Origin of the sequence: Halobacteriovorax sp. RT-1-1 (assembly GCF_047085455.1) — a bacterium.
Taxonomy (GTDB): Bacteria; Bdellovibrionota; Bacteriovoracia; order Bacteriovoracales; family Bacteriovoracaceae; genus Halobacteriovorax_A.
Genome location: NZ_JBKIXZ010000001.1, coordinates 346,672 through 373,309 on the forward strand (window position 1 = coordinate 346,672; position 26,638 = coordinate 373,309).

Annotated in this window: 24 protein-coding genes and 5 tRNA genes; 27 read left to right on the plus strand and 2 right to left on the minus strand. The window is 38.6% G+C overall.

What is annotated here, in order from left to right; all coding sequences use genetic code 11:
* Positions 1–4: 4 nt before the first annotated feature.
* Positions 5–427, minus strand: a complete 423-nt coding sequence (locus tag ACMAWV_RS01765) for a hotdog fold thioesterase (protein WP_103218703.1) — start codon at positions 425–427, stop codon at positions 5–7.
* Positions 428–652: 225 nt separating this feature from the next.
* Between ACMAWV_RS01765 and lpxC the strand changes: the two genes are divergently transcribed.
* The 8 genes from lpxC (at position 653) to tuf (ACMAWV_RS01805) (ending at position 6,112) form a co-directional block, all read left to right on the plus strand.
* A complete protein-coding gene (gene lpxC, locus ACMAWV_RS01770; RefSeq protein WP_103218704.1) occupies positions 653–1,570 on the plus strand; it encodes a UDP-3-O-acyl-N-acetylglucosamine deacetylase in 918 nt (305 codons plus the stop codon).
* Between the two features lie 93 nt (positions 1,571–1,663).
* Positions 1,664–3,382 carry a proline--tRNA ligase gene (locus ACMAWV_RS01775; protein WP_103218705.1) on the plus strand — a complete coding sequence of 573 codons (1,719 nt, stop codon included), beginning with the start codon at positions 1,664–1,666 and terminating at the stop codon, positions 3,380–3,382.
* Positions 3,382–4,143, plus strand: coding sequence for a TrmH family RNA methyltransferase (locus tag ACMAWV_RS01780; protein ID WP_392994142.1), 762 nt, complete (start codon positions 3,382–3,384; stop codon positions 4,141–4,143). The genes ACMAWV_RS01775 and ACMAWV_RS01780 overlap by 1 nt, the downstream gene beginning before the upstream one ends.
* 64 nt (positions 4,144–4,207) lie before the next feature.
* Positions 4,208–4,284, plus strand: a tRNA-Thr gene (locus tag ACMAWV_RS01785).
* Positions 4,285–4,302: 18 nt separating this feature from the next.
* Positions 4,303–4,388, plus strand: a tRNA-Tyr gene (locus tag ACMAWV_RS01790).
* A 57-nt stretch (positions 4,389–4,445) separates the two neighbouring features.
* A tRNA-Gly gene (locus ACMAWV_RS01795) sits at positions 4,446–4,521 on the plus strand.
* A gap of 80 nt (positions 4,522–4,601) precedes the next feature.
* Positions 4,602–4,676: transfer RNA gene (locus ACMAWV_RS01800), tRNA-Thr, on the plus strand.
* 245 nt (positions 4,677–4,921) lie between these two features.
* Positions 4,922–6,112 carry an elongation factor Tu gene (gene tuf / locus ACMAWV_RS01805; RefSeq protein ID WP_393022178.1) on the plus strand — a complete coding sequence of 397 codons (1,191 nt, stop codon included), beginning with the start codon at positions 4,922–4,924 and terminating at the stop codon, positions 6,110–6,112.
* Positions 6,113–6,187: 75 nt separating this feature from the next.
* On the opposite strand, the gene ACMAWV_RS01810 is transcribed toward tuf (ACMAWV_RS01805), so the two are convergent.
* Positions 6,188–6,718, minus strand: a complete 531-nt coding sequence (locus ACMAWV_RS01810; RefSeq protein WP_412470530.1) for a M35 family metallo-endopeptidase — start codon at positions 6,716–6,718, stop codon at positions 6,188–6,190.
* Positions 6,719–6,869: 151 nt separating this feature from the next.
* Between ACMAWV_RS01810 and ACMAWV_RS01815 the strand changes: the two genes are divergently transcribed.
* From ACMAWV_RS01815 to rpsS, 19 genes are all read left to right on the plus strand, one after another.
* Positions 6,870–6,945: transfer RNA gene (locus ACMAWV_RS01815), tRNA-Trp, on the plus strand.
* A gap of 129 nt (positions 6,946–7,074) precedes the next feature.
* Complete coding sequence (gene secE / locus ACMAWV_RS01820) at positions 7,075–7,461, plus strand: preprotein translocase subunit SecE (RefSeq protein WP_103219312.1); 387 nt, start codon at positions 7,075–7,077, stop codon at positions 7,459–7,461.
* A 77-nt stretch (positions 7,462–7,538) separates the two neighbouring features.
* Positions 7,539–8,108: a transcription termination/antitermination protein NusG gene (gene nusG / locus ACMAWV_RS01825; RefSeq protein WP_368667192.1), complete on the plus strand. Its 570-nt coding sequence runs from the start codon at positions 7,539–7,541 to the stop codon at positions 8,106–8,108.
* A 37-nt stretch (positions 8,109–8,145) separates the two neighbouring features.
* Positions 8,146–8,571 carry a 50S ribosomal protein L11 gene (gene rplK, locus ACMAWV_RS01830; protein WP_103219310.1) on the plus strand — a complete coding sequence of 142 codons (426 nt, stop codon included), beginning with the start codon at positions 8,146–8,148 and terminating at the stop codon, positions 8,569–8,571.
* 11 nt (positions 8,572–8,582) lie between these two features.
* On the plus strand, positions 8,583–9,290 hold the full coding sequence (gene rplA / locus ACMAWV_RS01835; protein WP_103219309.1) for a 50S ribosomal protein L1: 708 nt from the start codon (positions 8,583–8,585) through the stop codon (positions 9,288–9,290).
* 95 nt (positions 9,291–9,385) lie between these two features.
* On the plus strand, positions 9,386–9,916 hold the full coding sequence (gene rplJ, locus ACMAWV_RS01840) for a 50S ribosomal protein L10 (RefSeq protein ID WP_103219308.1): 531 nt from the start codon (positions 9,386–9,388) through the stop codon (positions 9,914–9,916).
* Positions 9,917–9,966: 50 nt separating this feature from the next.
* Positions 9,967–10,335 (plus strand): 50S ribosomal protein L7/L12, encoded by a 369-nt coding sequence (gene rplL, locus ACMAWV_RS01845; RefSeq protein WP_103219307.1) that lies wholly within the window; start codon positions 9,967–9,969, stop codon positions 10,333–10,335.
* Between the two features lie 162 nt (positions 10,336–10,497).
* On the plus strand, positions 10,498–14,625 hold the full coding sequence (rpoB, locus tag ACMAWV_RS01850) for a DNA-directed RNA polymerase subunit beta (protein WP_103219306.1): 4,128 nt from the start codon (positions 10,498–10,500) through the stop codon (positions 14,623–14,625).
* 46 nt (positions 14,626–14,671) lie between these two features.
* Positions 14,672–18,790: a DNA-directed RNA polymerase subunit beta' gene (rpoC, locus tag ACMAWV_RS01855; protein WP_103219305.1), complete on the plus strand. Its 4,119-nt coding sequence runs from the start codon at positions 14,672–14,674 to the stop codon at positions 18,788–18,790.
* A gap of 108 nt (positions 18,791–18,898) precedes the next feature.
* Complete coding sequence (gene rpsL, locus ACMAWV_RS01860; protein WP_021266546.1) at positions 18,899–19,273, plus strand: 30S ribosomal protein S12; 375 nt, start codon at positions 18,899–18,901, stop codon at positions 19,271–19,273.
* 91 nt (positions 19,274–19,364) lie between these two features.
* Complete coding sequence (rpsG, locus tag ACMAWV_RS01865) at positions 19,365–19,835, plus strand: 30S ribosomal protein S7 (RefSeq protein WP_103219304.1); 471 nt, start codon at positions 19,365–19,367, stop codon at positions 19,833–19,835.
* A gap of 163 nt (positions 19,836–19,998) precedes the next feature.
* Positions 19,999–22,074, plus strand: coding sequence for an elongation factor G (fusA, locus tag ACMAWV_RS01870; RefSeq protein ID WP_103219303.1), 2,076 nt, complete (start codon positions 19,999–20,001; stop codon positions 22,072–22,074).
* A 52-nt stretch (positions 22,075–22,126) separates the two neighbouring features.
* A complete protein-coding gene (gene tuf / locus ACMAWV_RS01875) occupies positions 22,127–23,317 on the plus strand; it encodes an elongation factor Tu (RefSeq protein WP_393022178.1) in 1,191 nt (396 codons plus the stop codon).
* A gap of 166 nt (positions 23,318–23,483) precedes the next feature.
* Entirely contained in the window at positions 23,484–23,792 is a 309-nt protein-coding gene (gene rpsJ / locus ACMAWV_RS01880) for a 30S ribosomal protein S10 (protein WP_021265868.1), read from the plus strand.
* 72 nt (positions 23,793–23,864) lie between these two features.
* A complete protein-coding gene (gene rplC / locus ACMAWV_RS01885) occupies positions 23,865–24,539 on the plus strand; it encodes a 50S ribosomal protein L3 (protein ID WP_021265983.1) in 675 nt (224 codons plus the stop codon).
* A gap of 22 nt (positions 24,540–24,561) precedes the next feature.
* Entirely contained in the window at positions 24,562–25,179 is a 618-nt protein-coding gene (gene rplD / locus ACMAWV_RS01890; RefSeq protein WP_103219249.1) for a 50S ribosomal protein L4, read from the plus strand.
* A gap of 3 nt (positions 25,180–25,182) precedes the next feature.
* Positions 25,183–25,473, plus strand: a complete 291-nt coding sequence (gene rplW / locus ACMAWV_RS01895) for a 50S ribosomal protein L23 (protein ID WP_103219250.1) — start codon at positions 25,183–25,185, stop codon at positions 25,471–25,473.
* Between the two features lie 19 nt (positions 25,474–25,492).
* Positions 25,493–26,317 (plus strand): 50S ribosomal protein L2, encoded by an 825-nt coding sequence (gene rplB / locus ACMAWV_RS01900; RefSeq protein ID WP_103219251.1) that lies wholly within the window; start codon positions 25,493–25,495, stop codon positions 26,315–26,317.
* Positions 26,318–26,329: 12 nt separating this feature from the next.
* Positions 26,330–26,614, plus strand: a complete 285-nt coding sequence (gene rpsS / locus ACMAWV_RS01905; protein ID WP_021266332.1) for a 30S ribosomal protein S19 — start codon at positions 26,330–26,332, stop codon at positions 26,612–26,614.
* Positions 26,615–26,638 lie beyond the last annotated feature (24 nt).

Sequence of the window (26,638 nt, forward strand, 5' to 3'; positions counted from 1 at the left end):
AAATTTATTTCTTAATAACTGCCATCGTCAGGCGAGAGATACAAACTAATTTGTCTTTCTCGTCTGTGATGCGGATATCCCAGATGTGTGTCGATTTTCCAAGATGGATGGCCGTTGCTTTTGCAGTAACAATTCCTGATTGAACTGGACGCACATGATTTGCATTTATCTCCAAACCAGCAGCATAGAATTTTGAAGAATCTAAAATAATATTTGAAGCGATTGATCCAACTGATTCCGCAAGGACACAACTTGCTCCTCCATGAAGAACGCCGTATGGCTGTCTTGTTCTTTCATCTACAGGCATCGTCGCAACTAAGTAGTCGTTTCCTGCTTCAGTAATTTTTATATCAAGGTGCTCAACACAGCAGCCAGCATTGAACTTATTCACCTCATTTAGATCGAGATTATTAAATAAATTTTCCATCAATAAACCTTCTTTAACGTATTCATGAATTTAAATTAACGTTGTTTTAACATCTGCATTTATTTTACGGTTATTATTAAAAGAGTGGAAGGGTTGGTTAAATTTTGTTACAAAAGCCTCTAGGACAGGAAATTCAGTAATATTTTGCTCATGTATGACGATACTTGCTATATATTGCTGCTCAGTTTAAAATTACAGAAAGTACTTAAAATTAGGTGATTTTTAATGTTAAACCAAAGAACTATAGCGAAAAAAGTGATGATTACAGGAATTGGGATCCATTCTGGAAAGAAGGTGACAATGACTCTACATCCTTCAGAAGCAGATTCTGGTATCCAGTTTAAGAGAACTGACATTAAAGATTCACAAGTGCTAAAGGCTACTGCAGATACTGTAGGAGCTACTGAGAACAATACAGCAATTGGCTCAGGTCCAGGTGCAGTTCATACTGTTGAACACCTTCTATCTGTTCTTTATGGTTTCGGAATTAATAATTGTTATATTGAAATTGATGGGCCAGAGGTTCCAATTATGGACGGTTCAGGCGCTTCATTTCTTTATGTTATTAAAGAGACCGGAATCCAACAACTTCATAAAACTAAGAAATTTCTAGTAGTTACTAAAGCAGTAGAAGTAAAAGTTGGCGAAAAATGGGCGAGAATTGAACCTTGTGAAAAGCTAGTGATCGATTCTACTATCGTTTTTAAGCACCCTATTATTAAAACTCAACGTAAAGTATTTGAATTTACTTGCGAGAATTACATCGCTGAAATTGGTCGAGCGCGTACGTTTGGTCTATTAAGAGATGTTGATATGTTAAAGAGAAAAGGCCTAATTAAGGGTGGATCTCTTGATAATGCAATTGTTCTAGATGATTTTAAAGTTATGAATCCAGATGGATTACGTTTTGATGATGAATTCGTAAGACATAAGATTCTTGATACTGTAGGTGATATCAGCCTTCTAGGTTATGAAATTGCTGGAAAAATCACAACTTACATGTCTGGACACCACGTTCACAATGTTCTTTGCCGCAAGCTTCTTGAGACACCTGATGCATATGAAATTGTATCGGCAACATCACTTGAGAAAGAAGCAGTTCAAGCTTTTGATCTGCCCATGGCCCTTGCGCCGTCATTTTAATCAGTCGATATAAAAATATTTAACATTTATTGTGTGAATTACAGCGTGTACAATGGTATGGATTTTCACGCGTTATAAAAGAGAGAGAATACTATGATTCTATCAAAGGGATTTTGGCAAACTTATAAAGAAGTGCCAGCGGATGCAACAATTGCATCACACCAGCTAATGATGAGAGCAGGTTTAATTCATAAGTCAGCAGCTGGACTATATAATTATCTACCAATGGGTTATCGTTCAATTCGCAAAGTAGAACAAATTGTTCGCGAAGAAATGGATAAGGCCGGATGTTATGAAATGCTAATGTCTGTTGTAACTCCAGGAGAGCTTTGGCAAGAAACTGGGCGCTGGGACAAGATGGGTGGCGAGATGCTTAAGTTTAAGGATAAGGCAGATCGTGATCTTTGTATTTCGCCGACAAATGAAGAGGCCATCACTGATGTTTTTAGAAAAACAATCAAATCATACAAAGATCTACCTTTAACGGTATATCAGATAAATACAAAATTTCGTGATGAGATAAGACCTCGCTTTGGACTGATGCGTGGACGCGAATTTATCATGAAGGATGCATATTCATTTCATGCGACAAAAGAGTGTCTTGATGAAGTCTATGACAACCTTTATCGAGCATACGAAAATGTCTTCAATCGTTTAGGTCTTGAATTCTCCGCTGTTGTTGCAGATGGTGGGGCCATGGCCGATGGTGAAGCGAAAACACACGAGTTTCAAGTGATCGCAGATGCAGGTGAAGATGCAATTATTTATTCAAATGAAGCAGGATATGCAGCAAATATTGAAACGGCAAAAACTTTAAGAAAAGTCGAAAGTGCAGCTAGAACAGGTGATATGGCCGAAGTTGCAACACCTGGTAAAGCAACGATAAAAGACGTTTGTGATTTCTTAGGAAAGAAAGAATTTCATTCAATTAAGTCTCTAGTTTATAAAGCAAAGAATGAAGAAGATGAAATTTTTGTACTAGCACTTCTATTAGGTGATGATGAGTTAAACGAACTAAAACTAGAAAAAGTTTATCCAGGTCGTGACTTAATCGCTGCTACTGATAATGAACTAAAGACATTAGGTCTTGAGAAAGGTTTCATTGGTCCAGTTGGGATCGATAACTTAGAAATTGTATTTGATGCACAGATCGATTTAGACGCGGCTTACATCGTAGGTGCAAATAAAGTTGATATGCACTTAGAGAATTTTGTCGCAAATGAGCAGCTTAAAGATATTAAGATTGCTGATCTTAGACTTGCCTGTTCTGGTGATTATACTCTTGATGGAAAACACCAAGTTGAGCTTAAAAGAGGAATTGAAGTAGGGCACATTTTCCAACTTGGTGACAAGTATACGAAGGGAATGGGGGTAACTATTCTCGATCAAAATGGAAAAGCTGCGACACCTTTAATGGGTTGTTACGGTATTGGTGTAACTCGTTTAGTTGCAGCAGCGATTGAGCAAAACCATGATGAAAATGGAATCATATGGCCAGCAGCAATTGCTCCTTATAATTTATCTTTCGTTGCAATTACTAAGTCTGATGAATACAAAGCCAAAGCTGATGAACTTCATAAAGAGCTTATATCAGCAGGGTTAGAAGTTATTTATGATGATAGAAAGGCTGGACCTGGATTCAAATTTAAGGATGCAGATCTTCTAGGGTTACCTCTTCAAGTTGTTCTTGGAGAAAGAGATCACAAAGAAGATGGTCTTCTAGAAATCAGAGTTAGACGTACTGGTGAAAAAATAAAAGTATCTCAAGACCAACTTATTTCGAAAGTTAATGAGCTTTTAAAGGACCTGTAATGGAACAAGATATCATTGTAGGAGTACATTCGATTGTACATGCAATTCGTAATCCTAAACGTAAAACAATTGAGCTTGTTGCCTGTGAAGAGGGAATTGATAAGCTATACAAGATGGGTGGGATTAAGAAACAAGAACTTGATGGAATCAAAGTTAAATTAGTTTCTTCTCACAAAGTTCAAGAGCTTGCTAAGGAACTTTATACTGAGCAGGAATTTCAATACTCAAGAGTTCCGTCAGGTGTTTTCTTGTTAACAAGTCAAAAAGAAATTTTAGAAACAAAGCCATTATTTGATTCTATTGATAATGGTGAAGAAGTTAAAATTTTATGTCTAGATGGAGTAACAGATGTCCACAACGCTGGTGCAATCATGCGTACAGCAGCGTTTTACAATGTTACTCATATTGTTTTTGCAGTAAAAAATAATTTCAATATTGGACCTTCGATGGCCCGTATTGCTTCTGGTGCTCTTGAGTATATTGACATCGTTAAATGCAATTCTTTACCTAAGTTTTTATCTGCACTAATTAAGCGTAATGTAACTCCTATAGGGCTTACAGAGCATACTGATGATAATGAGCTTGGTGAAATTAATGGAATTAAGTGCCTTGTACTTGGGGCAGAAGATAGAGGACTGTCACATGCAACAGTTCGTCTACTGGAAAAGAAAATCCGTTTAGAGCCAATGGGCAAAATTGAGTCTCTGAATGTATCGGTTGCTGCGGCAATTGCAATGGAAAAAGTTTTTTCTAAAAAATAAGTTAAAAAAAGCTTGCCAGGTTTTTAATTCTACTTTATAACTTATTTCCATCGCAAGAATGTTTGCTGGCATAGCTCAGTTGGCTAGAGCAGCGGTTTTGTAAACCGCAGGTCGTAGGTTCGAGTCCTATTGCCAGCTCCATTTTTTTACAGCGGTTGTGGCGAGGTTGCCGAGTGGCCAAAGGCAACAGACTGTAAATCTGTCGGGGTATCCCTTCGATGGTTCGAATCCATCTCTCGCCACCATTTTAAAAATAAATCTTTACAGATTGTTTTTGAAAGGTTATAAAAATTAAATCTTATGCGGGCGTAACTCAGTTGGTAGAGTGTCAGCCTTCCAAGCTGAATGTCGCAAGTTCGAACCTTGTCGCCCGCTCCATTAAAAAGATCCTCCTAGAGGATCTTTTTTTTTGCCAAAAATCCAAACTCATTATTAAAATACACTAATCTTATTTTTTTGCTCGCGTGGCTCAGGGGTAGAGTACTTCCTTGGTAAGGAAGAGGTCACGGGTTCAAATCCCGTCGTGAGCTCCATTTTGTTTTCTATTAATAAACTTTTTTGTGCCCTTAAGTATAGATTTTACTGGCAATTCAAGTTTTTTATGTTATCAAAATGGCACTATGTAATTTGTGGGTTAGATTTTAGCTTGGATGGCATTTTTTTTATGTTGAATCTAAGATGAATATAGTCGATACTTACAACTCAAATTAGCTTTTAGGTATATAGTTATTAAGACAAACATAATGTTTTGTTTAACTTTTTTAAGGAGACTTAAGTCATGGCAAAAGAATCTTTTGACAGAAGTAAGCCCCACGTAAACATTGGTACGATCGGGCACGTTGACCACGGTAAGACAACTCTTACAGCGGCAATTTCAATCACATTAGCTAACGCACTTGGTGGTGCCGTAAGAAAATTCGACGAAATCGATTCAGCACCAGAAGAAAAAGCTAGAGGTATTACAATCAATACTTCACACATTGAATACGAAACAGCTAACAGACACTACGCACACGTAGACTGTCCAGGTCACGCTGACTATGTAAAGAACATGATTACAGGTGCAGCACAAATGGACGGAGCGATCCTAGTATGTTCAGCGGCTGATGGGCCAATGCCACAAACTAGAGAGCACATCCTTCTTGCACGTCAGGTAGGTGTACCAGCGATCGTAGTATTCTTAAATAAAGTAGACCAAGTAGACGACGAAGAACTACTTGAGCTAGTAGAGATGGAAGTAAGAGAACTTCTATCTTCATACGACTTCCCAGGTGACGATATTCCTATCGTAGCTGGTTCTGCACTTGCAGCTCTTGAAATGAGAGACGATGCAATTGGTAAAGATAAAGTTCTAGAGCTTATGGCACAAGTTGATGAGTACATCCCAACTCCAGCTAGAGCAACAGACCTTGACTTCCTAATGCCAGTAGAAGACGTATTCTCAATTTCAGGACGTGGTACAGTTTGTACAGGACGTGTTGAAAGAGGGATTATCAAAGTTAACGAAGAAATCGAAATCGTTGGTATTAAAGAAACAACTAAAACAACTGTAACTGGTGTTGAGATGTTCAGAAAGCTTCTTGACGAAGGTAGAGCAGGTGATAACGTTGGTCTTCTTCTACGTGGTGTTAAGCGTGAAGAAGTAGAGCGTGGTCAGTGTCTAATCAAGCCAGGTTCAGTAAAGCCACACGCGAAATTTAACTGTGAAGTATATATCCTTTCAAAAGATGAAGGTGGACGTCACACTCCAATCTTCAAAGGTTATAGACCACAGTTCTACTTCAGAACAACAGACGTAACAGGTGATATTACACTTGCAGACGGTGTTGAAATGGTTATGCCAGGTGACAACACTTCTTTCGCAGTAGAGCTAATTACTCCAATCGCGATGGAAAAAGGTCTTAAGTTCGCAATCCGTGAGGGTGGTAGAACAATCGGTGCTGGTACAGTATCTGAAATTCTTGACTAATATTTGATATATTCAAGATATAAGGAAGGGGAGCTATGCTCCCCTTTTTTTATGCCTAAATTTTAATTTATCTTTTTAACAATCGATCTCTGGAATACAAGTTCCATTTTGTTGCCAATATCTATATGTATCAGCAATATCAGACCAAGGTGTACCATTAGTATCTTTTGGTTTACGTGTCCAAAAGTAATCAGCATCTCCAGTTCCACACTTGTGAGTTAGTTCGTGAAGTACAATCCCTTGACGGCCTTCAATATCATATTCCCAGTAGCTTGGTGTGATATATACAGTTTTACCGATAACAGCATATGTATAAGCGATTGCGCCACCATATGGCTCAACACATTTATGTTTAGTCCAGTAAGTTCTTGCCAGTGAACATTTCATTACTACGATGGCCTTGTTGATTTTCTTTTCAACATTCTTGCTCATGTACGGGTTCTGTTTTTTGTACTCTCTAAGATCTTTAATGATGCCTTTCATGTCTGCACGAGATTTCTGAGTATCTTTGATAAGCATGTCTCTCTGATCTTCAGAACATGAATCTGATACAAAGATGGCCGCATTGATGTTTAGTGTAAGCATTAATAGTACTAAATACTTCATGTTGTTTTCTCTCCAAAATAAATAAATGTCGCGTTGGCGATTCGCTACACTACCCTCAGATTGAACCGTATTCAAGATTATGGAAATATTTATAGTAATAAGAGATTGACGAGGTAGGCCTTTTTCGGTAATTTATGTTTCCAAGTCAAACGGGTGTATAGCTCCAATGGTAGAGCGGCTGATTCCAAATCAGTAGGTTTGAGGTTCGAGTCCTCATGCGCCCGCCACTTTTTCCAAATATTATTTATTTTGACTGCAAATTTATCCTATTTTTGCGTTAGCTCTTGCCAAACCATGTTAATTAAGGGATATAATCTGGTACTTATACGTTTAATTTAGGTAAAAAAGGATTTGAGATGTCCCTCATTAAGAGTGAAGACAGCAAAAAATGGATTAATGCATTTGTTGCTGCCGTAAGTGCGATTTGTGGTTTTATTACTATTAGATTCCTCGAACAATTAAGTGAGTGGTTCGATCTTGAAGCAAAGGTTCCAAACTTTCCTATTACGGTACAAGTTGCAGGAATTGTTGTAGGTCTGATTGTCTTCCTAGTAATTGCTAAAAACAAGAATGCTTCTACTATGCTTGAGGATGTTTATGCTGAACTTGTAAAAGTTGTTTGGCCTAACAAAGATGACGTTTTAAAGACAACAATTGGTTTAGTAATCGCACTAAGCATTGTAAGTGGAATTTTTGTATTAGTAGACTATACATTTAGACAGCTACTAGACATTATTCTTTAATTTATACCTTTAATTGATTAAGTGAGATAGAAATGGTTGATAACAACGAAACAGAAAAAGAACTAACTAACGAAGAAATGGCCGTAGAATCGTCTGAAGGTGAAGCTACAGTTAATCCTAATTTTCGTTGGTACATTGCAAAGACTCTTACTGGTCAAGAAAACAAAGTTCAAAAAACTCTTCGTGAAAGAATTGTTAACTATAAGCTAACTGATTCATTTGGTGAAATTGTAGTTCCTGAAGAAAAAGTTACTTCTCATGCGGGTGGAAGAAAAAGAACTATCACAAAGAAGCTTTTCCCAGGTTATGTCTTAATTCAAATGCTTATGAATGAGAACACTTGGCACCTAGTAAAAGATACAGATAAAATTACAGGTTTTGTTGGCGGTACTGTTGACAAACCAGCGCCTTTATCAGATGAAGAGGCTGCATATATGACAGGTAAATCTACTGGTGGCTTCAAAAAGTCACGTACTACTGTGGACTTCTCTGAAGGAGAAGAGGTTAAGGTTATTGAAGGACCTTTCGCTTCATTCATCGGTACGATTGAATCTGTAAATGAAAATGGAAAACTGAAAGTAAACGTTTCTATCTTTGGTCGACCAACACCGGTAGAATTAGATGCTTCTCAGGTTGAAAAAAATTAATAATAGTTGGTAGAACAAAAGTTCGCAGGAGAAATTTATGGCTAAGAAAATCACAGGTTTCATTAAGCTACAAATTCCAGGTGGGAAAGCAAACCCATCACCACCAGTTGGACCGGCACTAGGTCAAAAAGGTGTAAACATTATGGAATTTTGTAAGGCTTTCAATGCAAAGACTCAGAAAGATGCAGGTGTAATGCTTCCAACAATCATTACAGTATACTCAGATCGTTCTTTTTCTTTCATTACTAAGACACCTCCAGCTTCATACCTTCTTAAAGATAAGCTAAAGCTTAAGAGAGGGGCACAGAAGCCAGGAACAGAAGTTGTAACAACAGTATCTAAGAAAATTATTGAAGAAATTGTTGAAGCGAAAAGACCAGACTTAACAGCAGCTACTCAAGAAGCAGCGGAAAGAATCATCGAAGGTTCATGTCGTTCAGCTGGTATCAAACTAGATTACTAAGAGGTGTTACAATGGCTAAGAAATCGAAAAAATATACAGAAGCACTTGCAAAAGTAGATACAACTAAGACTTACACTATCGATGAAGCAATTAACCTTGCTAAAGAAGTTAAGTTCGCAAACTTTGATGAAACTGTAGATCTAGCGTTCAGACTTGGTGTTGACCCAAGACACGCAGACCAAATGATCAGAGGTGCACTAGCACTTCCAGCTGGTACAGGTAAAACAGTAAAGATTTGTGTTATTACATCTGGTGACAACGTAGCTAAAGCTGAAGCAGCTGGTGCAGATTACGTTGGTGGTGACGATATCGTTGCTAAGATCGCAGGTGGATGGCTTGACTTTGATAGAGTTATCGCATCTCCAGATATGATGGGTAAACTTGGACGTGTTGCTAGAATCCTAGGACCTAGAGGTCTAATGCCTAACCCAAAATTAGGAACAGTTACTCCTAATGTTGAAAACGCAGTTAAAGAGCAAAAAGCTGGTAAGGTTGAATATAGAACTGAGAAGAACGGTATTATTCACGTTCCAATCGGTAAGTCATCTTTCACAAATGAAGATTTAAGAAAGAACATTGACACAATGATTACAGCAATTATTAAAGCTAAGCCTGTTTCTGCAAAAGGTACTTACCTTAAGTCACTTACTTTAAGTACGACTATGGGGCCAGGTCTTAAAATTGATACTTTAGAAGCTGCAACTATCGCAGCAAAATAATAAGGGGTTGATGATTGTCGGTGTAGCTGCTGATTAAGTTTGAAGCTACATAAAGCCTGCATGAAATCTCCCTCCAGTAGTTTAGGAGGTAAACGATGTTAACTAGAGCAGAGAAAGACGTTATCATCGATGGTCTAAAAAAGAAGATCACTGATGCCAACGCTATCTTTCTAACAAACGTTATTGGACTACCATCTAATGACGCCACAGCTCTAAGAAAATCTATCCGCGAAGCGGGTGGATCGCTAGTTGTTACTCGTAACACACTTTTTTCTAAGGCAGCGGCCGGAACAGATGCAGAAGGATTACTTTCTGGTCTTAAAGGTACGCAAGCTGTTGCTTTCGCATTTGAAGAAGCACCAGCTGTTGCTAAGGCACTAAAAGAATGTGGAAAAGCGTTTGAACTAGTAGAGCTTAGAGGTGGTTTACTTGATGGTAAAGCACTAACACCAGCAGAAGTAAATGCAATTGCAGACCTACCATCTCGTGATGAGATGCTTGGTACTCTTCTTGCGACATTTAATGCACCGATCTCAGCATTTGCTAGAGTTCTTAATGCAATTAAAGAGCAAAAAGAAGCAGGCGTTGAAGCTGCGCCAGTTGCAGCTGAAGAATCTGCAGAATAGTAATTAACAAAGTTAGAGTTAAAGTTATTTTAAATTTTTAGGAGTTATATATGTCTATTACAAATGATCAATTAATTGAAAAAATCTCAAACATGACTGTTCTTGAAGTAGCTGAGCTAGTTAAAGAACTTGAAGAAAAATTTGGTGTATCAGCTGCTCCTGTAGCTGTTGCTGGTGCTGCTGCTGGTGGTGCTGCTGCTGAAGAAAAAACTGAATTTGACGTTGTTCTTGCTGACGCAGGTGCTAAGAAAATCAACGTTATTAAAGAAGTTAGAGGAATCACTGGTCTAGGTCTTAAGGAAGCAAAAGAAATGGTTGAAGGTGCTCCAAAGACTGTTAAAGAAGCAGTATCTAAAGAAGAAGCAGAAGAAATCAAGAAAAAACTTGAAGCTGCTGGTGCAAAGGTTGAGCTTAAGTAATTTAAGCCCCTTGCTCATTGCATAAAAAATTAAAAAATACAGGTGTGGAGATTTAGCGATCTTCACACCTTTTTTGCGTTTGTAAAAACCGAAAAAAAAAGTTATTAAGTAACTAAAAAATATACGTGCACGTTAAAACAATTAAAACCCGGGAGAACCATAATGACTGAGGTTTTTAGACCAAACGAGTGGTTTCGTAAGAACTTTGCCTCAACACCATCTGTGTTAGAGACGCCTCCACTCATGCTTCTACAAAAGAAGTCCTATGATGATTTCCTTCAAAAGGACGTACCTCCTTCTCAAAGAGAAGAAATGGGATTACAGGCTGTATTCAACTCTGTATTTCCAATCCACGACTTTAACAAAACTGTATCGTTAGAGTTCGTAAGCTACTCACTAGAACAACCTAAGTACACTGTAAAAGAGTGTCGTCAAAGAGGCCTTTCATATGAAGCGCCACTTAAGGTAGTTGTTCGTCTAGTATTCTATGATGTAGCTGTTGACAAAGATGGTAATGAACAAAGAACTGTTTCTTCAATTAAAGAACAGGAAGTTTACTTAGGAAACATTCCTCTGATGGCAGAGACTGGTTCTTTTGTATATAACGGAACTGAGAGAGTTATTGTTTCTCAGCTTCACAGATCTCCTGGTATCGTTTTTGAACACGACGGTGGGAAGAAGCACTCAAGTGGTAAGCTTCTTTACTCTGCAAGAATTATTCCTCACAGAGGTTCTTGGCTAGACTTCGAATTCGATCATAAGAATATTCTATTTGCTAGAATTGATAGAAAAAGAAAATTACATGCAACTGTAGTTCTTAAAGCGCTTGGTTTCAGTACTGAAGAAATTCTTGATATGTTCTACAATATTGAAACAATCAAGTTTGCTAAGAATGGTGAGTTTGTAAGATCATTAGACCTATCTCTAATGACTGGAACTCGTGCAACAAATGATGTTCTTGATCCAAAAACTGGTAAAGCAATTGTTAGAAAAGGGAAGAAATTCTCTAAAGCATCTATTAAGAGATTAGCGGATGCTGGTGTAACTGAAATTCCTGCTCAGCTTGAAGAGGTTGTAGGTAAAGTTGCAGCTAAAGATATCTTCAATGAAACTACTGGTGAAGTAATCTGTCTTGCTAACGAAGCGCTTTCTGAAGCAAAGATTCAGGAACTAATTGCTGCTGGTGTATCTGAAGTAGAATGTCTTTACATTGATATGATCAACTTTGGTGATCAGATCAGAAACACTCTTCTTCTAGATAAAACAGATGCTAAAGAAGATGCACTTCTAAAAATCTTCGAAAGATTAAGACCAGGTGAACCTCCAGCGGTTGAAGCTGCTGAAGTTCTTTTCCAAGGACTTTTCTTTGATGAAGAAAGATATGACCTATCTCGTGTTGGTCGTATGAAAATCAATTATAAGTTTAAGACTGATGTTCCTGTTGAGAACACTGTTTTAACTAAAGAAGATATTATTACAACTATCCAGTACCTTGTTGAACTTAACAACGGTAAGGGACGTGTTGATGATATCGACCACTTAGGTAACAGACGTGTTAGACCTGTAGGTGAACTACTTGAAAACCAATTTAGAGTTGGTCTAGTTCGTATGGAAAGAGCGGTTAAAGAAAGAATGGCAATTCAAGAAATTGATACAATGATGCCATACGATCTTGTTAATCAAAAGCCAGTTGCTGCTGCCGTTAAGGAATTCTTTGGTTCATCACAACTTTCACAGTTTATGGATCAAACGAACCCACTTTCAGAAGTAACTCACAAGCGTCGTCTTTCAGCTCTTGGGCCAGGTGGTCTAACGAGAGAAAGAGCATCTTTCGAAGTTCGTGACGTTCACGTAACTCACTACGGAAGAATGTGTCCGGTTGAGACTCCTGAAGGACCAAACATTGGTCTAATTACTTCTCTTGCAACATTTGCAAAAGTATCTGAATACGGTTTCATTGAAACTCCATACCTAACTATTGGTGAAGATCAAAAGATTGGTGATGTAGAGTATTTCACTGCTTTCCAAGAGGAAGGTAAAGTTATCGCTCAGATCGATGCTAATAACATTAAAGAAGGTCAGCTAGTTGGTGCTCAAGTTGCAGCACGTGCTTCTGGTGAATTCACACTTGTTGATGCATCAGAAGTTAACCTGATGGACGTTTCTCCAACTCAGATGATCTCAGTTGCAACATCACTAATTCCTTTCCTAGAGCACGATGATGCCAACCGTGCCCTAATGGGATCGAACATGATGAGACAGGCCGTGCCTGTTGTTAAAACTGAAGCTCCTATCGTTGGTACTGGTACTGAAAGAATTGTAGCTAGAGATTCTGGCGCAGTTCTTGTAGCAAACGACAACGGAAGAGTTATCTTTGTTGATTCAAACAGAATTGTTATTCAAAGAGATAGCTTCAAAGACGGTGAGTCTGGTGTAGATATTTACAAACTAGTAAAATATCAAAGAACTAACCAGAACACATGTAATAACCAAAAAGCTCTTGTAAAAGAAGGTGATATCGTTAAGAAAGGTGACGTTCTTGCTGACGGACCTGGTACTGATAACGGTGACCTAGCACTAGGGCAAAACCCACTTGTAGCATTCATGCCATGGGGTGGTTATAACTACGAAGACTCGATCCTGATTTCTGAAGACCTTCTTGCAAAAGACGTGTTTACTTCAATTCACATCGAAGCATTCGAAGTTGAAGCTCGTGATACTAAACTTGGTAAAGAAGAAATCACTCGCGATATTCCAAACGTTTCAGAAGAGTCTTTAAAAGATCTTGATGAAGCTGGTATCGTTAGAGTTGGTGCTATCATTAAGCCAGGAGACATCCTAGTTGGTAAAATTACACCAAAAGGTGAAACTCAACTTTCTCCAGAAGAAAAACTTCTTAAAGCTATCTTCGGTGATAAAGCTGGTGACGTAAAAGATACTTCACTAAGAGTTCCTTCATCTGTTTACGGTACAGTAATTGATGCTAGAGTTTATACTCGTGAAGGTGTTGAGCTTTGTTCAAGATCTAAGGATATTATCGAGCAAGAGACAACTCTTCTAAGAAGAGATGAAAGAATTGAGATTAAGGCAATCCAAACTTCAGCAATTCTTAAGATTGCAGATATGCTTAAAGGTGCAAAAGTTACTGATGTACTTGTTTCTGAAGATGGTTCAGCTGAACTACTTTCTAAAGGAACAGAGATTACAGGTGAAATTCTTGCATCAATTCCATTTGAGCTAATTGGTTACTTACCACTACAAGCTGAGCTTGAAGAAAAACTATCTGAGTATTTCGCAGATGTTAGAAACAAGATCAACAGAGTTAGAGCTAAGACAACTGATGAGATTGCAAAACTTCATAGAGGTGATGAACTTCCTCCAGGTGTAATCAAAAAGATTACTGTATACGTTGCGATTAAGCGTAAGCTTCAGCCAGGTGATAAGATGGCCGGTCGTCACGGTAACAAAGGTGTTATTTCTAACGTAGTTCCACGTGAAGATATGCCTTATCTTGCTGATGGTACACCTGTTGAAATCGTACTTAACCCACTAGGGGTACCTTCTCGTATGAACATCGGACAGCTTCTTGAGCTTCACCTTGGATGGGCCGGACGTGGTCTTGGTGAAAAAATCAAGGTTATGCTTGAAGAGCAAATGAAAGTTCACGAGATTAAGGATTTCATTTACAAAATTTATAAGACGCCAGAAGTTGAAGCTTGGTTAAAGTCTGCAGCAGATGATGTTGTTATGGCCCTTGCTAAGAAACTTACAAGCGGTGTTCGTTTCTCTACTAAAGTATTTGATGGTGCTTCAGAAGCAGATATCAGAGAAATGCTTGAGTTAGCTGATCTTGAGTCAAATGGTAAAACAACTCTATTTGATGGTAAGACTGGTGATGCTTTCGCAGAGGACGTTACTGTTGGTGTTATGTACATGCTTAAGCTACACCACCTTGTAGATGAAAAACTTCACGCACGTTCTACAGGTCCTTACTCACTTGTAACTCAGCAGCCACTTGGTGGTAAGGCTCAGTTCGGTGGTCAGAGACTTGGGGAAATGGAAGTTTGGGCACTTGAAGCATACGGTGCAGCTTATACTCTTCAAGAGTTCTTAACTGTTAAGTCAGATGACGTTATCGGTAGAACAAGAATGTATGAGTCAATCGTTAAAGGTGAGCAAGTACTAGAACCAGGTCTTCCTGAATCGTTCAACGTTCTAATCAGAGAGCTTCAAGCACTTTGTCTAGACGTTAAACTTGAAGAAGACAGAATTGAAGAATCTATTCGTTAATTTATGGCAGGCTTAGTCCTGCCGTATATTAAGAGGGCATAAAAAAATGAAAGACCTTTTAAACTTTTTTGATAAGCCAAAAGATCCAGTAAGCGTTGAAGGTGTATCTATCAAGCTTGCTTCTCCTGATACAATCAGAGAGTGGTCATTTGGTGAAGTAAAAAAACCAGAAACTATTAACTATAGAACTTATAAGCCAGAAAGAGACGGTTTATTCTGTGCAAAGATTTTCGGACCAGTAAAAGATTACGAATGTATCTGTGGTAAGTACAAGAGAATGAAGCACAGAGGTGTTGTATGTGAGAAGTGTGGTGTTGAAGTTACACTTTCAAAAGTACGTCGTGAAAGATGTGGACACATTGAACTAGCAACTCCAGTTGCTCACATTTGGTTCCTACGTTCACTTCCATCAAGAATGGCAGCTCTTCTTAACCTTTCTCTTAAAGAACTTGAAAAAGTTCTATATTATGAAGCATATATCGTAACTGCTTCAGCAACTGATGGTGTTGAAGGTGGTCTAGATGTAGGTCGCGTAATTTCTGAGCAACAATATTATGAACTTAAAGATCAAGGTATTGATTTCGAAGCTGGTATGGGTGGAGAAATTGTTCAAGAGCTACTTTCTAAGCTTGATATCGATCTTGAAAATAAGAACCTAAGACGTGGTCTTGCTAACGCAACTACAGAGATGGCAAGAACTAAGTTTGTTAAAAGATTAAGAGTTGTTGAATCTCTTATGAAGTCTGAAAACAAGCCTGAGTGGTTCATGATGGATGTTATTCCTATCCTTCCACCAGACTTAAGACCTCTTGTTCCACTTGAAGCAGGACGTTTTGCAACTTCAGATCTTAACGATCTATACAGACGTGTTATTAACAGAAACAACCGTCTTAGAAGACTTAAAGAACTTAATGCTCCTGAAATCATCATCAGAAACGAAAAGAGAATGCTTCAAGAAGCAGTAGATGCTCTATTTGATAATGGTCGTCGTGGTAAAGTATTTACTGGTGCTAACAAGCGTCCACTAAGATCACTTTCTGATATGTTAAAAGGTAAGCAAGGACGTTTCCGTCAAAACCTACTTGGTAAGCGTGTTGACTACTCAGGACGTTCTGTAATCGTTGTTGGTCCAAGCTTAAGACTTCACCAGTGTGGTCTTCCTAAGCTTATGGCACTTGAACTTTTCAAGCCGTTTATCTACAACAAGCTAATTGAAAAAGGACACTGTACTACTATTAAAGTTGCTAAGCGTATGGTTGAGCAACAAAAAGAAGAAGTATGGAATATCCTTGAAGAAGTTGTACAAGAGCACCCAGTACTTCTTAACCGTGCACCAACTCTTCACAGACTTGGTATCCAAGGTTTCGAACCTGTACTTATTGAAGGTAAGGCTATCCGTCTTCACCCTCTTGTTTGTACTGCATTCAACGCCGACTTCGACGGTGACCAGATGGCCGTTCACGTTCCTCTATCACTTGAAGCTCAAATTGAGTGTCGTGTTCTTGCAATGTCGACAAATAATATTCTTTCTCCAAAAGATGGTTCACCAATTATTACTCCATCTCAGGATATCGTACTTGGTCTTTACTACATGACTCGTGTTAGACCATATGCTCGTGGATACGGGAAAACTTTCTCTTCTAAAGAAGAAGCTCAGTTTGCTTACCACTCAGGTAACCTACACCTACAAGCACCAATTAAGGTACGTATTGGTGGTGAAGTACATGAGACTACTGTTGGACGTACATTCGTATTCGATATCGTTCCTTCATGTCTAAACTTCGAAGACGTAAACATCATTCTTGGTAAGAAAGAACTAGTTAAGCTTCTTGACCTTGCTTACAGAAGAGGATCTGAAAAAGATACTGTTCTACTTGCTGATGGTCTTATGCAACTTGGTTATAGCAATGCTACAAAAGCTGGTATTTCTATTAACGTTGTTGATATGGAAATCCCTTCTGAAAAAGAAGGAATTCTTAAAGAAGCTCATGATGAAGTTCACGGAATTACAGAAGAGTATAACGAAGGTTCGATCACTAATGGTGAGAGATATAACAAGGTTGTTGACGTTTGGTCACAAACTACAGAGAAACTTGTTAAGGTTATGCTTGAGAAAATTTCTACTGATGAATTTACTTCAGATAAAGAAGGTGAAGAGCCAATTTACGCTCCTTCATTCAACGCTCTTTATATGATGGCAAACTCAGGAGCAAGGGGTTCTGCACAGCAGATGAGACAGCTTGCTGCGATGAGGGGTCTAATGGCCAAGCCATCTGGTGAGATTATTGAAACGCCAATTACTTCAAACTTCCGTGAAGGTCTATCGGCACTACAATACTTCACGTCTACACACGGTGCTCGTAAAGGTCTAGCCGATACTGCCCTGAAGACTGCAAACTCTGGTTACCTAACGAGACGTCTAGTAGACGTTGCTCAAGACGGTATCATTAGAGCTGAAGACTGTGGAACAACTGATGGTATTACACTAACTTCTCGTATTGAGTCTGGTGAAGTTGTAGAGCACGTTGCTTCTAGAGCAATGGGCCGTGTAACAGCAGCTCCAGTTATCTCTGCAGAAGGTAATGAGGTTCTTCAAACAGGTCACCTACTTACAGAAAAAGACCTTGTGTTACTAGAAGAGAAAGAAGTTGACCAAATCAAGGTTAGATCTGTTCTTACTTGTAACGAAAGACACGGTTTCTGTGCGGCTTGTTTCGGACGCGACCTTGCAAGAGGTACAATGGTTTCAGTTGGTGAAGCTGTTGGTGTTATCGCTGCTCAGTCAATTGGTGAACCTGGTACACAGCTTACAATGCGTACATTCCACGTTGGTGGTACAGCAACAGCTGGTGCACAAGTAAATAAAACAACTGTTCGTACATCTGGTAAAGTTGTATACAACAATGTTGTAACTGTTGAAACACCAACTGGTCTTCTTGTTATGAACAAGACTGGTGAGCTTATCATTAAAGATGCTCGTGGTGTTGAAAAAGAAAAATATCCAGCAATCTACGGTTCAAAGCTACACTTCTCTGAAGGTAGTGAAGTAAACGTAGGGGATACTCTGATTGAATGGGACCCGTTCTCGATTCCACTTCTTACAGAAGTAGCTGGTTTTGTTAAGTTTGAAGACTTAGTAGTTGGTGCAACTCTTGCTGAGCAAACAGATGCAGTAACAGGTCTAACTCAAAGAACTGTAACAGAAACTAAGGATCCTTCACTTCAACCAAGAATTACGATTCTTGATGCTGATGGAAACCCAATTATTGTTCCTGGAACAAACAGACAAGCTTCTTACCGTCTACAAGTTGGTGCAACACTAACTGTAACTGAAGGTGATGAAGTTGAAGTTGGTAGCGTAGTATCTAAAGTTTCTCGTGAAACGACGAAAACAAAAGATATTACTGGGGGTCTTCCAAGAGTAGCTGAGCTTTTCGAAGCTAGAAAACCTGCTCAAGCATCTCAGATTGCTGACGTAACTGGTACAATCGAGTTTGGTGCTGAAGTAAGAGGTTCTAGAAGAATTCTTATTAGACCTGAAGATGGATCTGATCCAGTAGTTTACACAATTCCTAAGGGACGCTATGTAACTGTAAACGAAGGTGACTATATCCGTTCAGGTGAAGCTATTATGGATGGTCCAGCTAACCCACACGATATCCTAAGAGTACTTGGTATTAAAGAACTTGCAGGATACATCGTTGATGAGATTCAAGCTGTATACCGTCTACAAGGTGTAGATATCGATGATAAGCACATTGAGGTAATCGTTTCTCAAATGCTTAAGAAAGTTGAAGTAACTGATCCAGGTGACTCTACATTTGTTGTTGGTGATTCTGTAACTAAAGCAGAATTACTTGAAACAAATGAGCAACTAGTTGCTGATGGATATGAGCCAGCTCAAGCAAGACCAGTTCTACTTGGTATTACTAAAGCAGCTCTTTCTACTGATTCATTCTTATCAGCTGCATCTTTCCAAGAGACAACTAAGATCTTAACTCAAGCATCACTTGAAGGTAAAAAAGATTTATTACGTGGTCTTAAGGAGAACGTACTTATGGGTCGCCTGATTCCAGCTGGTTCTGGTATCTCGAAGTACCGTGATTACGAAGCATTTGTTGAAGAAGATGATTCTCTAGAAGAAACTTCTACACTTATGCTATAAAAACTTGCTTAATTGAGGGGTGGTGTGTTACACCATCCCTCTATAGTTTATTATGGGCTTAAAAGCCTATTTTTATTGTGGAAATATTGTTGTAGTTAAGGAGCGGAAATGCCTACGATTAACCAATTAATTAGAAAAGGTAGAACTGATAAAGTTGAAAAAACTAAGTCACCTGCCTTAAAAGCGTGTCCTCAAAGACGCGGTGTATGTACAAGAGTATATACAACTACTCCTAAGAAACCAAACTCAGCTATGAGAAAGGTTTGTAGGGTAAAACTAACAAGTGGATTTGAAGTTACTTCATACATTGGTGGTGAAGGACACAATCTACAAGAGCACTCGATCGTTATGATTCGTGGTGGTAGAGTAAAAGACCTTCCAGGGGTTCGTTATCACACTATTAGAGGTACACTAGACTGCCAAGGTGTTGATAAAAGAGGACAGAGAAGATCTAAGTACGGTTGTAAGAGACCAAAGAAATAATTTTTAGTTAACTAATTGTGACACCGATTGCAACATGGCATGAGGTGAGTAATCGATCAGTTTTAACTGTTTCCGGTGAAGGAGAAAAAATATGAGTAGAAAACATAGAGCACAGACGAGAGAAGTACTTCCAGATCCGATCTTTCAAGACGTTGTAGTTGCTAAGTGTGTAAACGCACTTATGAAAGACGGAAAAAAATCTGTTGCTGAAAAAATCTTTTATGGTGCACTTCAAAGAGTTGAATCAAAAACTGGTGAAGAGCCGTTAAAGGTATTTAAGAAAGCCCTTTCTAACATTAAGCCAGCGGTAGAGGTTAAGTCTCGTCGTATTGGTGGTGCAACTTACCAAATTCCAGTTGAAGTTAGAAATAACAGAAGACAATCACTAGCTCTAAGATGGTTGAGAGACTATGCTAGATCACGTGGTGGTAGAACTATGGTTGAGAAACTATCTGATGAAATCATCGATGCTTCTCAAGGTAGAGGTGGCGCTGTTAAGAAGCGTGAAGACACTTACAAAATGGCAGAAGCTAACAAAGCTTTTGCTCACCTTAAGTGGTAGTTCGAAAATAAGCAATAAAGTCCATAATAAACTAATAGAAGGCTCCCTAATGGGAGCCTTTTTATTTCTAAAACCATTTATTCTCCAAAGTTTTATTCCTATCTAAAATTCCATATTTATGTTAATTATATGTCTGCAAAAATTAAATTTTTAAGGACTTTGTATGAGTTTAGAAAATATTCGTAATATCGGAATTATGGCGCATATTGATGCGGGTAAAACGACGACAACTGAACGTATTCTCTACTACACGGGAAAAAGCCACAAGATTGGTGAGGTTCATGATGGTGCTGCTACTATGGACTGGATGGTTCAAGAGCAGGAACGTGGGATTACTATTACTTCTGCTGCGACGACTTGTACTTGGAACAAAACTAATATCAATATCATCGATACACCAGGTCACGTAGACTTCACAATTGAGGTTGAGAGAGCTCTTAGAGTTTTAGATGGTGCAGTTGGTGTATTCGACGCTGTAGCTGGTGTAGAGCCTCAATCTGAGACTGTATGGGGCCAAGCTGATAAGTATAAGGTTCCTCGAATTGCTTTTGTTAATAAAATGGATCGCGTTGGGGCAAACTTTCAAATGTGTCTTGATGAGATCAGAGAAAAACTTGGAAAAACAGCGGCTGCTATTCAATTACCAATTGGTGCAGAGGATACATTTAGAGGTGTTGTTGATTTAGTTGCAATGAAGGCCGTGCTTTTTAAGGACGAAGACCTAGGTTCAACTGTGCAAATCGAAGATATTCCTTCTGAGCTTGAAGATGATGCTCAGTTAGCACGTGAAGAGCTTATTGAAACATTAGCCGATTATGATGATCAGCTTGCTGAAGACTATCTTTCGGGTGAAGAAATTACTGAAGAAAGAATTGTTACAGCAATTAGAGAAGCTGTTATTAATCACGAGTTCGTTGCTGTTCTTTGTGGGTCAGCTTTCAAGAACAAAGGTGTTCAGCCTCTACTAGATGCGGTTTGCGCATACCTTCCTTCTCCAGTTGATCGTGGGGAAGTCAAAGGTGTTAACGGTAAGAATCACGATAAAGAAGAAATTAGAAAACCTGATACTGAAGAAGCATTTTCTGGAATTGCTTTCAAGATTGCAACGGACCCGTTTGTTGGATCTTTAACATTTTTCAGAATTTATTCAGGAACAATTAAGTCTGGTGCACAGGTTTATAATCCACATAAGGGTAAGCGTGAGAGAGTTAATAAAATTCTTCAAATGCATGCTGACAAAAGAACTGAATTACAAGAAGCTAAGGCCGGAGATATCATTGCAATTTCTGGTTTAAAAGAAACTGTTACTGGTGAAACACTTTGTGCCGAAAATCGTACTATAATTTATGATCTAATGGATTTTCCAGAATCGGTTATTTCAGTAGCGATTGAGCCAAAAACAGCAAATGATGAAAAGAAGCTAATGAGTTCCCTAGGTCAACTTAAGCTAGAAGATCCATCATTCTCTTTTCAACATAATAAAGAAACAGGTCAACTTCTAATTTTTGGTATGGGTGAACTTCACCTTGAAATTATTTGTGATCGTTTAGAAAGAGAGTTCAAAGTAGGTATCCGTGTTGGTGATCCTCAAGTTTCATATCGTGAAAGTATCACGTCAACAGCTAAAGAATCAGATACATTTCACCGCGAACAAGCTGGTAAAATGGTATTTGGAAACGCTGTTATTGAAGTTGAGCAAGCTGATTCGCAAGCTGGTGTCTTATTTGAAACTGAATTAACTAAAAGAGATTTACCACAAGAATTTATTGATGCTATTGAAAAGAGTATTAAGGATACATCTATGGGTGGTGCTCTTGCGGGTTATCCATTTATTAATATTAAAGCGAAACTTGTTGCCGCTGAATTTAATGATGATGAAGGTTCAGAAGTAGCTTATGCTATTGCTGCTTCTAATGCTTTTAGAGCTGCATGCCGAAAAGCTGGCCTATCATTACTAGAGCCTAAAATGAGTCTTGAAATCGTAACACCTTCTGATTACACAGGTGATATTATTTCAGACATTAATATGAAACGCGGAAAGATCCATTCGATGGGTGTAAAGCAAGATAAAGAAGTTATCGATGCAGAAGTTCCGCTATCGGAAATGTTTGGATACTCAACAGATATACGTTCAAAATCTCAGGGTCGTGCTAGCTTCACGATGAATTTTGATAGATATGAAGAGATTCCTATGAATATGGCCAAAGAAATACTTGAAAAACGAGGAATATACATCTAAAACACTTTAGATTTTTTAACTACTAAACTAAGTAATAACGCAGGAGTAAAAGATGGCAAAAGAATCTTTTGACAGAAGTAAGCCCCACGTAAACATTGGTACGATCGGGCACGTTGACCACGGTAAGACAACTCTTACAGCGGCAATTTCAATCACATTAGCTAACGCACTTGGTGGTGCCGTAAGAAAATTCGACGAAATCGATTCAGCACCAGAAGAAAAAGCTAGAGGTATTACAATCAATACTTCACACATTGAATACGAAACAGCTAACAGACACTACGCACACGTAGACTGTCCAGGTCACGCTGACTATGTAAAGAACATGATTACAGGTGCAGCACAAATGGACGGAGCGATCCTAGTATGTTCAGCGGCTGATGGGCCAATGCCACAAACTAGAGAGCACATCCTTCTTGCACGTCAGGTAGGTGTACCAGCGATCGTAGTATTCTTAAATAAAGTAGACCAAGTAGATGACGAAGAACTACTTGAGCTAGTAGAGATGGAAGTAAGAGAACTTCTATCTTCATACGACTTTCCAGGTGACGATATTCCTATCGTAGCTGGTTCTGCACTTGCAGCTCTTGAAATGAGAGACGATGCAATTGGTAAAGATAAAGTTCTAGAGCTTATGGCACAAGTTGATGAGTACATCCCAACTCCAGCTAGAGCAACAGACCTTGACTTCCTAATGCCAGTAGAAGACGTATTCTCAATTTCAGGACGTGGTACAGTTTGTACAGGACGTGTTGAAAGAGGGATTATCAAAGTTAACGAAGAAATCGAAATCGTTGGTATTAAAGAAACAACTAAAACAACTGTAACTGGTGTTGAGATGTTCAGAAAGCTTCTTGACGAAGGTAGAGCAGGTGATAACGTTGGTCTTCTTCTACGTGGTGTTAAGCGTGAAGAAGTAGAGCGTGGTCAGTGTCTAATCAAGCCAGGTTCAGTTAAGCCACACGCGAAATTTAACTGTGAAGTATATATCCTTTCAAAAGATGAAGGTGGACGTCACACTCCAATCTTTAAAGGTTATAGACCACAGTTCTACTTCAGAACAACAGACGTAACAGGTGATATTACACTTGCAGACGGTGTTGAAATGGTTATGCCAGGTGACAACACTTCTTTCGCAGTAGAGCTAATTACTCCAATCGCGATGGAAAAAGGTCTTAAGTTCGCAATCCGTGAGGGTGGTAGAACAATCGGTGCTGGTACAGTATCTGAAATTCTAGACTAATTTTTAGTTAAATATTGGGGTGATTTTTAAATCACCCCTTTTTTATGCTCAATATTTTGAATTGACGCGTAAAAAATATATGGCCTAGCGTAAAAATAATTTGACAATAGGCCCAAAAAAACAGTAAAAGTCAGGTTCAACTTTTAAAATTGATAATAGGATGAGTATGAAAGCTTCTAAGTTAAGAATTAAATTACGCGCATATGATCACAAGCTTCTAGATAGCTCAGTTGATGAGATCGTACAAACAGCTAAAGAGACAGGCGCAAGAGTAGCGGGTCCAATCCCATTACCAACAGAAATTAACAAGTTTACAGTTCTTAGAGGACCTCACAAAGATAAAAAATCTCGTGAGCAATTCGAAATGAGAACGCACAAGAGACTAATTGATATCGTTGATCCAACTCAACAAACTGTTGATAGCCTAATGAAGTTAGATCTATCAGCTGGTGTTGACGTAGAGATCAAGTACTAGTATAAACGAAAAAAATTTTTATTATTAACCATGCATGCATCTCTTGGAGAAGAGTGATGCTGTGGAGGCAAAATGACAGAAGAAACTCAAGCAGTTGAGACTACTGCTACTGTATCGCTTAATACTATCTATGGTGTTAAAGCTGGTATGACAAGAATCTTTGATGAAGCTGGGAATCACGTTCCAGTTACAGTTATCAAGTTAATTCCTAACAAAGTTACACAAGTTAAAACTTTAGACAAAGATGGTTACGAGGCTTACCAAGTAGGTTACTACGAAAAAAGAGAAAAGCTTGTAAACAAGCCAACTCAAGGTCACCTTAAAGCTGCTAATGTTGAAAATAACTTTGTAAAATTTGCAGAAGTTAGAACAGAAGGCGTAGATGCTGCTAACTTAGGTAAAGATCTATCTCTAGAGTCATTTGAAGCTTCTACATATGTTGATGTAACAGGTACATCAAAAGGTAAAGGGTTCCAAGGTCAAATGAAGCGTCACAACTTCAAAGGTGGACCTGCTACTCACGGTTCTAAGTTTCACAGACGTGGTGGTTCGATCGGTAACAGAGCGACTCCTGGTAAGGTTTGGAAGAACAAAAGAATGCCTGGTCACATGGGTTGTGACACAAAAACAATCCAAAACATCAAGGTTGTTGAAGTTAATCAAGATAAAGGATACATGCTACTTAAGGGATCAGTACCTGGTTCTAAAAATGGTTTTGTAAGAATTGCAAAAGCACTTAAGAAGTAATTGTAGGCTGAGGTAAGAAGTTATGAGTGATGTAACAGTATTAAATTCGAAATTTGAAAATGCAGGAACACTTACTGCTCCAGTAAGCTTAACTGCTGAAGATATTAATGTAGCGGCTGTTCACCAGGTTGTTAAAGCTACTCTAGCGGGAAGAAGACAAGGTAATGCTTGTGTTAAAGGTCGTTCAGATGTTAGCGGTGGTGGTGCAAAACCATTCAAGCAAAAAGGTACAGGTAGAGCTAGACAAGGTTCAATTAGATCGTCTCTTATGGTAGGCGGTGGAACTGTTCACGGTCCAAGCCCAAGAAGCTATGTTCAAAAAGTTAACAAGAAAATGGCAAAGGTTGCAATTCAATCTGTACTTGCTGACAAACTCCAAGCTGGAAAGTTGACAGTAGTAGATACAATTGAATCAACTGGTAAAACTAAAGAAATGTACACTCTATTAAATGGTAAGGGTTTACTTCCTGCTTTAGTAGTAACTGCTGATAAAAACTCACCAGCTCTTAGAGCAGTGAAGAACTTACAGTGGGGTAAAGGGATGGCCGTAGAAGGTTTCTCTGTATACGAAGCAGTAAAATTTGAAAACCTAGTTATCGAAAAGAGTGCATTAGAAACCCTATTAAATAAGTTGGTGTAGATTATGGCGACGTTAGAAAATGTATTAAAGAAACCACTTATCACTGAAAAGACTTCTGTTGCTACAGACAGCCAGAACCGTTTTGGTTTTGTAGTTGATCTAAAAGCAAACAAGCATCAAATCAAGAATGCTGTTGAAGCTCTATATGATGTGAAAGTTTTAAATGTAAAGACAAACATCACTCCAGGTAAAGTTAAAAGAGCTGGTAAAGGTGTAAAAAAGACTAGTAAATTCAAGAAGGCTTTCGTTCAATTAGCGGAAGGTCAAAAGATTGAATTTTTTAAAGGTGTTTAACTAGTTAGCTGAGGAAATTATGGGTATTAAAAGATTTAAACCAACAACTCCTTCACTAAGAAAGATGCAAGTCGTAAATAGTGATGAGTTAACAAAAGGTGTAAAGCCAGTTAAAGGCCTTACAGCTGTTAAGAAAAATTTTGCAGGTAGAAATAACTCTGGACGTATCACTGTTAGACACAGAGGTGGTGGAGTTAAGAGAAGATACAGAATTATTGATTTCAAAAGAAATAAAACAGATATCCCTGCAACTGTTCAAGCGATCTCTTACGATCCGAACAGAACTTGTAATATTGCACTTATCGCTTACTTAGACGGTGAAAAAAGCTACATCCTAGCTCCACTTGGTCTAAAAGTTGGTGATAAGGTAATCGCTTCTGCAGATGCAGATATTAAAGTAGGAAATGCTAAGAAGCTTAAGGACATTCCAGTTGGTACTCTTGTACACAACGTAGAAATGTACCCAGGAGCTGGTGGTCAGCTAGCACGTTCTGCTGGTTCTTACGTTCAAATTATGGCTAAAGAAGGTCGTTTTGCTCTTCTTAGAATGCCATCAGGTGAGCTTAGAAAAGTTGAAGTTGATTGTGTAGCAACAATCGGTCAAGTTGGTAATCTTGATCATGAAAAACGTAACATTGGTAAAGCTGGACGTAAGAGAAAGCTTGGTTTCAGACCAACTGTACGTGGTGTTGCTATGAACCCAGTTGATCACCCACACGGTGGTGGTGAAGGTAGAACTTCAGGTGGACGTCATCCAGTATCACCATGGGGAACACCAACTAAGGGTTACAAGACTAGAACTAATAAGAGAACTGATAAGTTCATCGTTAAGAGAAGAAAGTAGTAGGAGATTAATATGGCCCGTTCATTAAAAAAAGGTCCATTTGTTGATATTAGCTTAATGAAAAAAGCTCTACAAATGCAAGAAGAAGGTAACAAAGGTAACAAAGTGATCAAGACTTGGTCTAGAAGATCAACTATTGTTCCTGAGTTCATCGGACTTACTTTTGCCGTTCACAACGGAAAAAAATTCATACCGGTTTATGTAACAGATAACATGATTGGACATAAATTAGGTGAATTTGCACTAACTAGAACATACTTCGGTCACGGTGCAGATAAGAAAGCTAAGAAGAGATAGTAAAGTTAGAGTTGAATAAGGAGA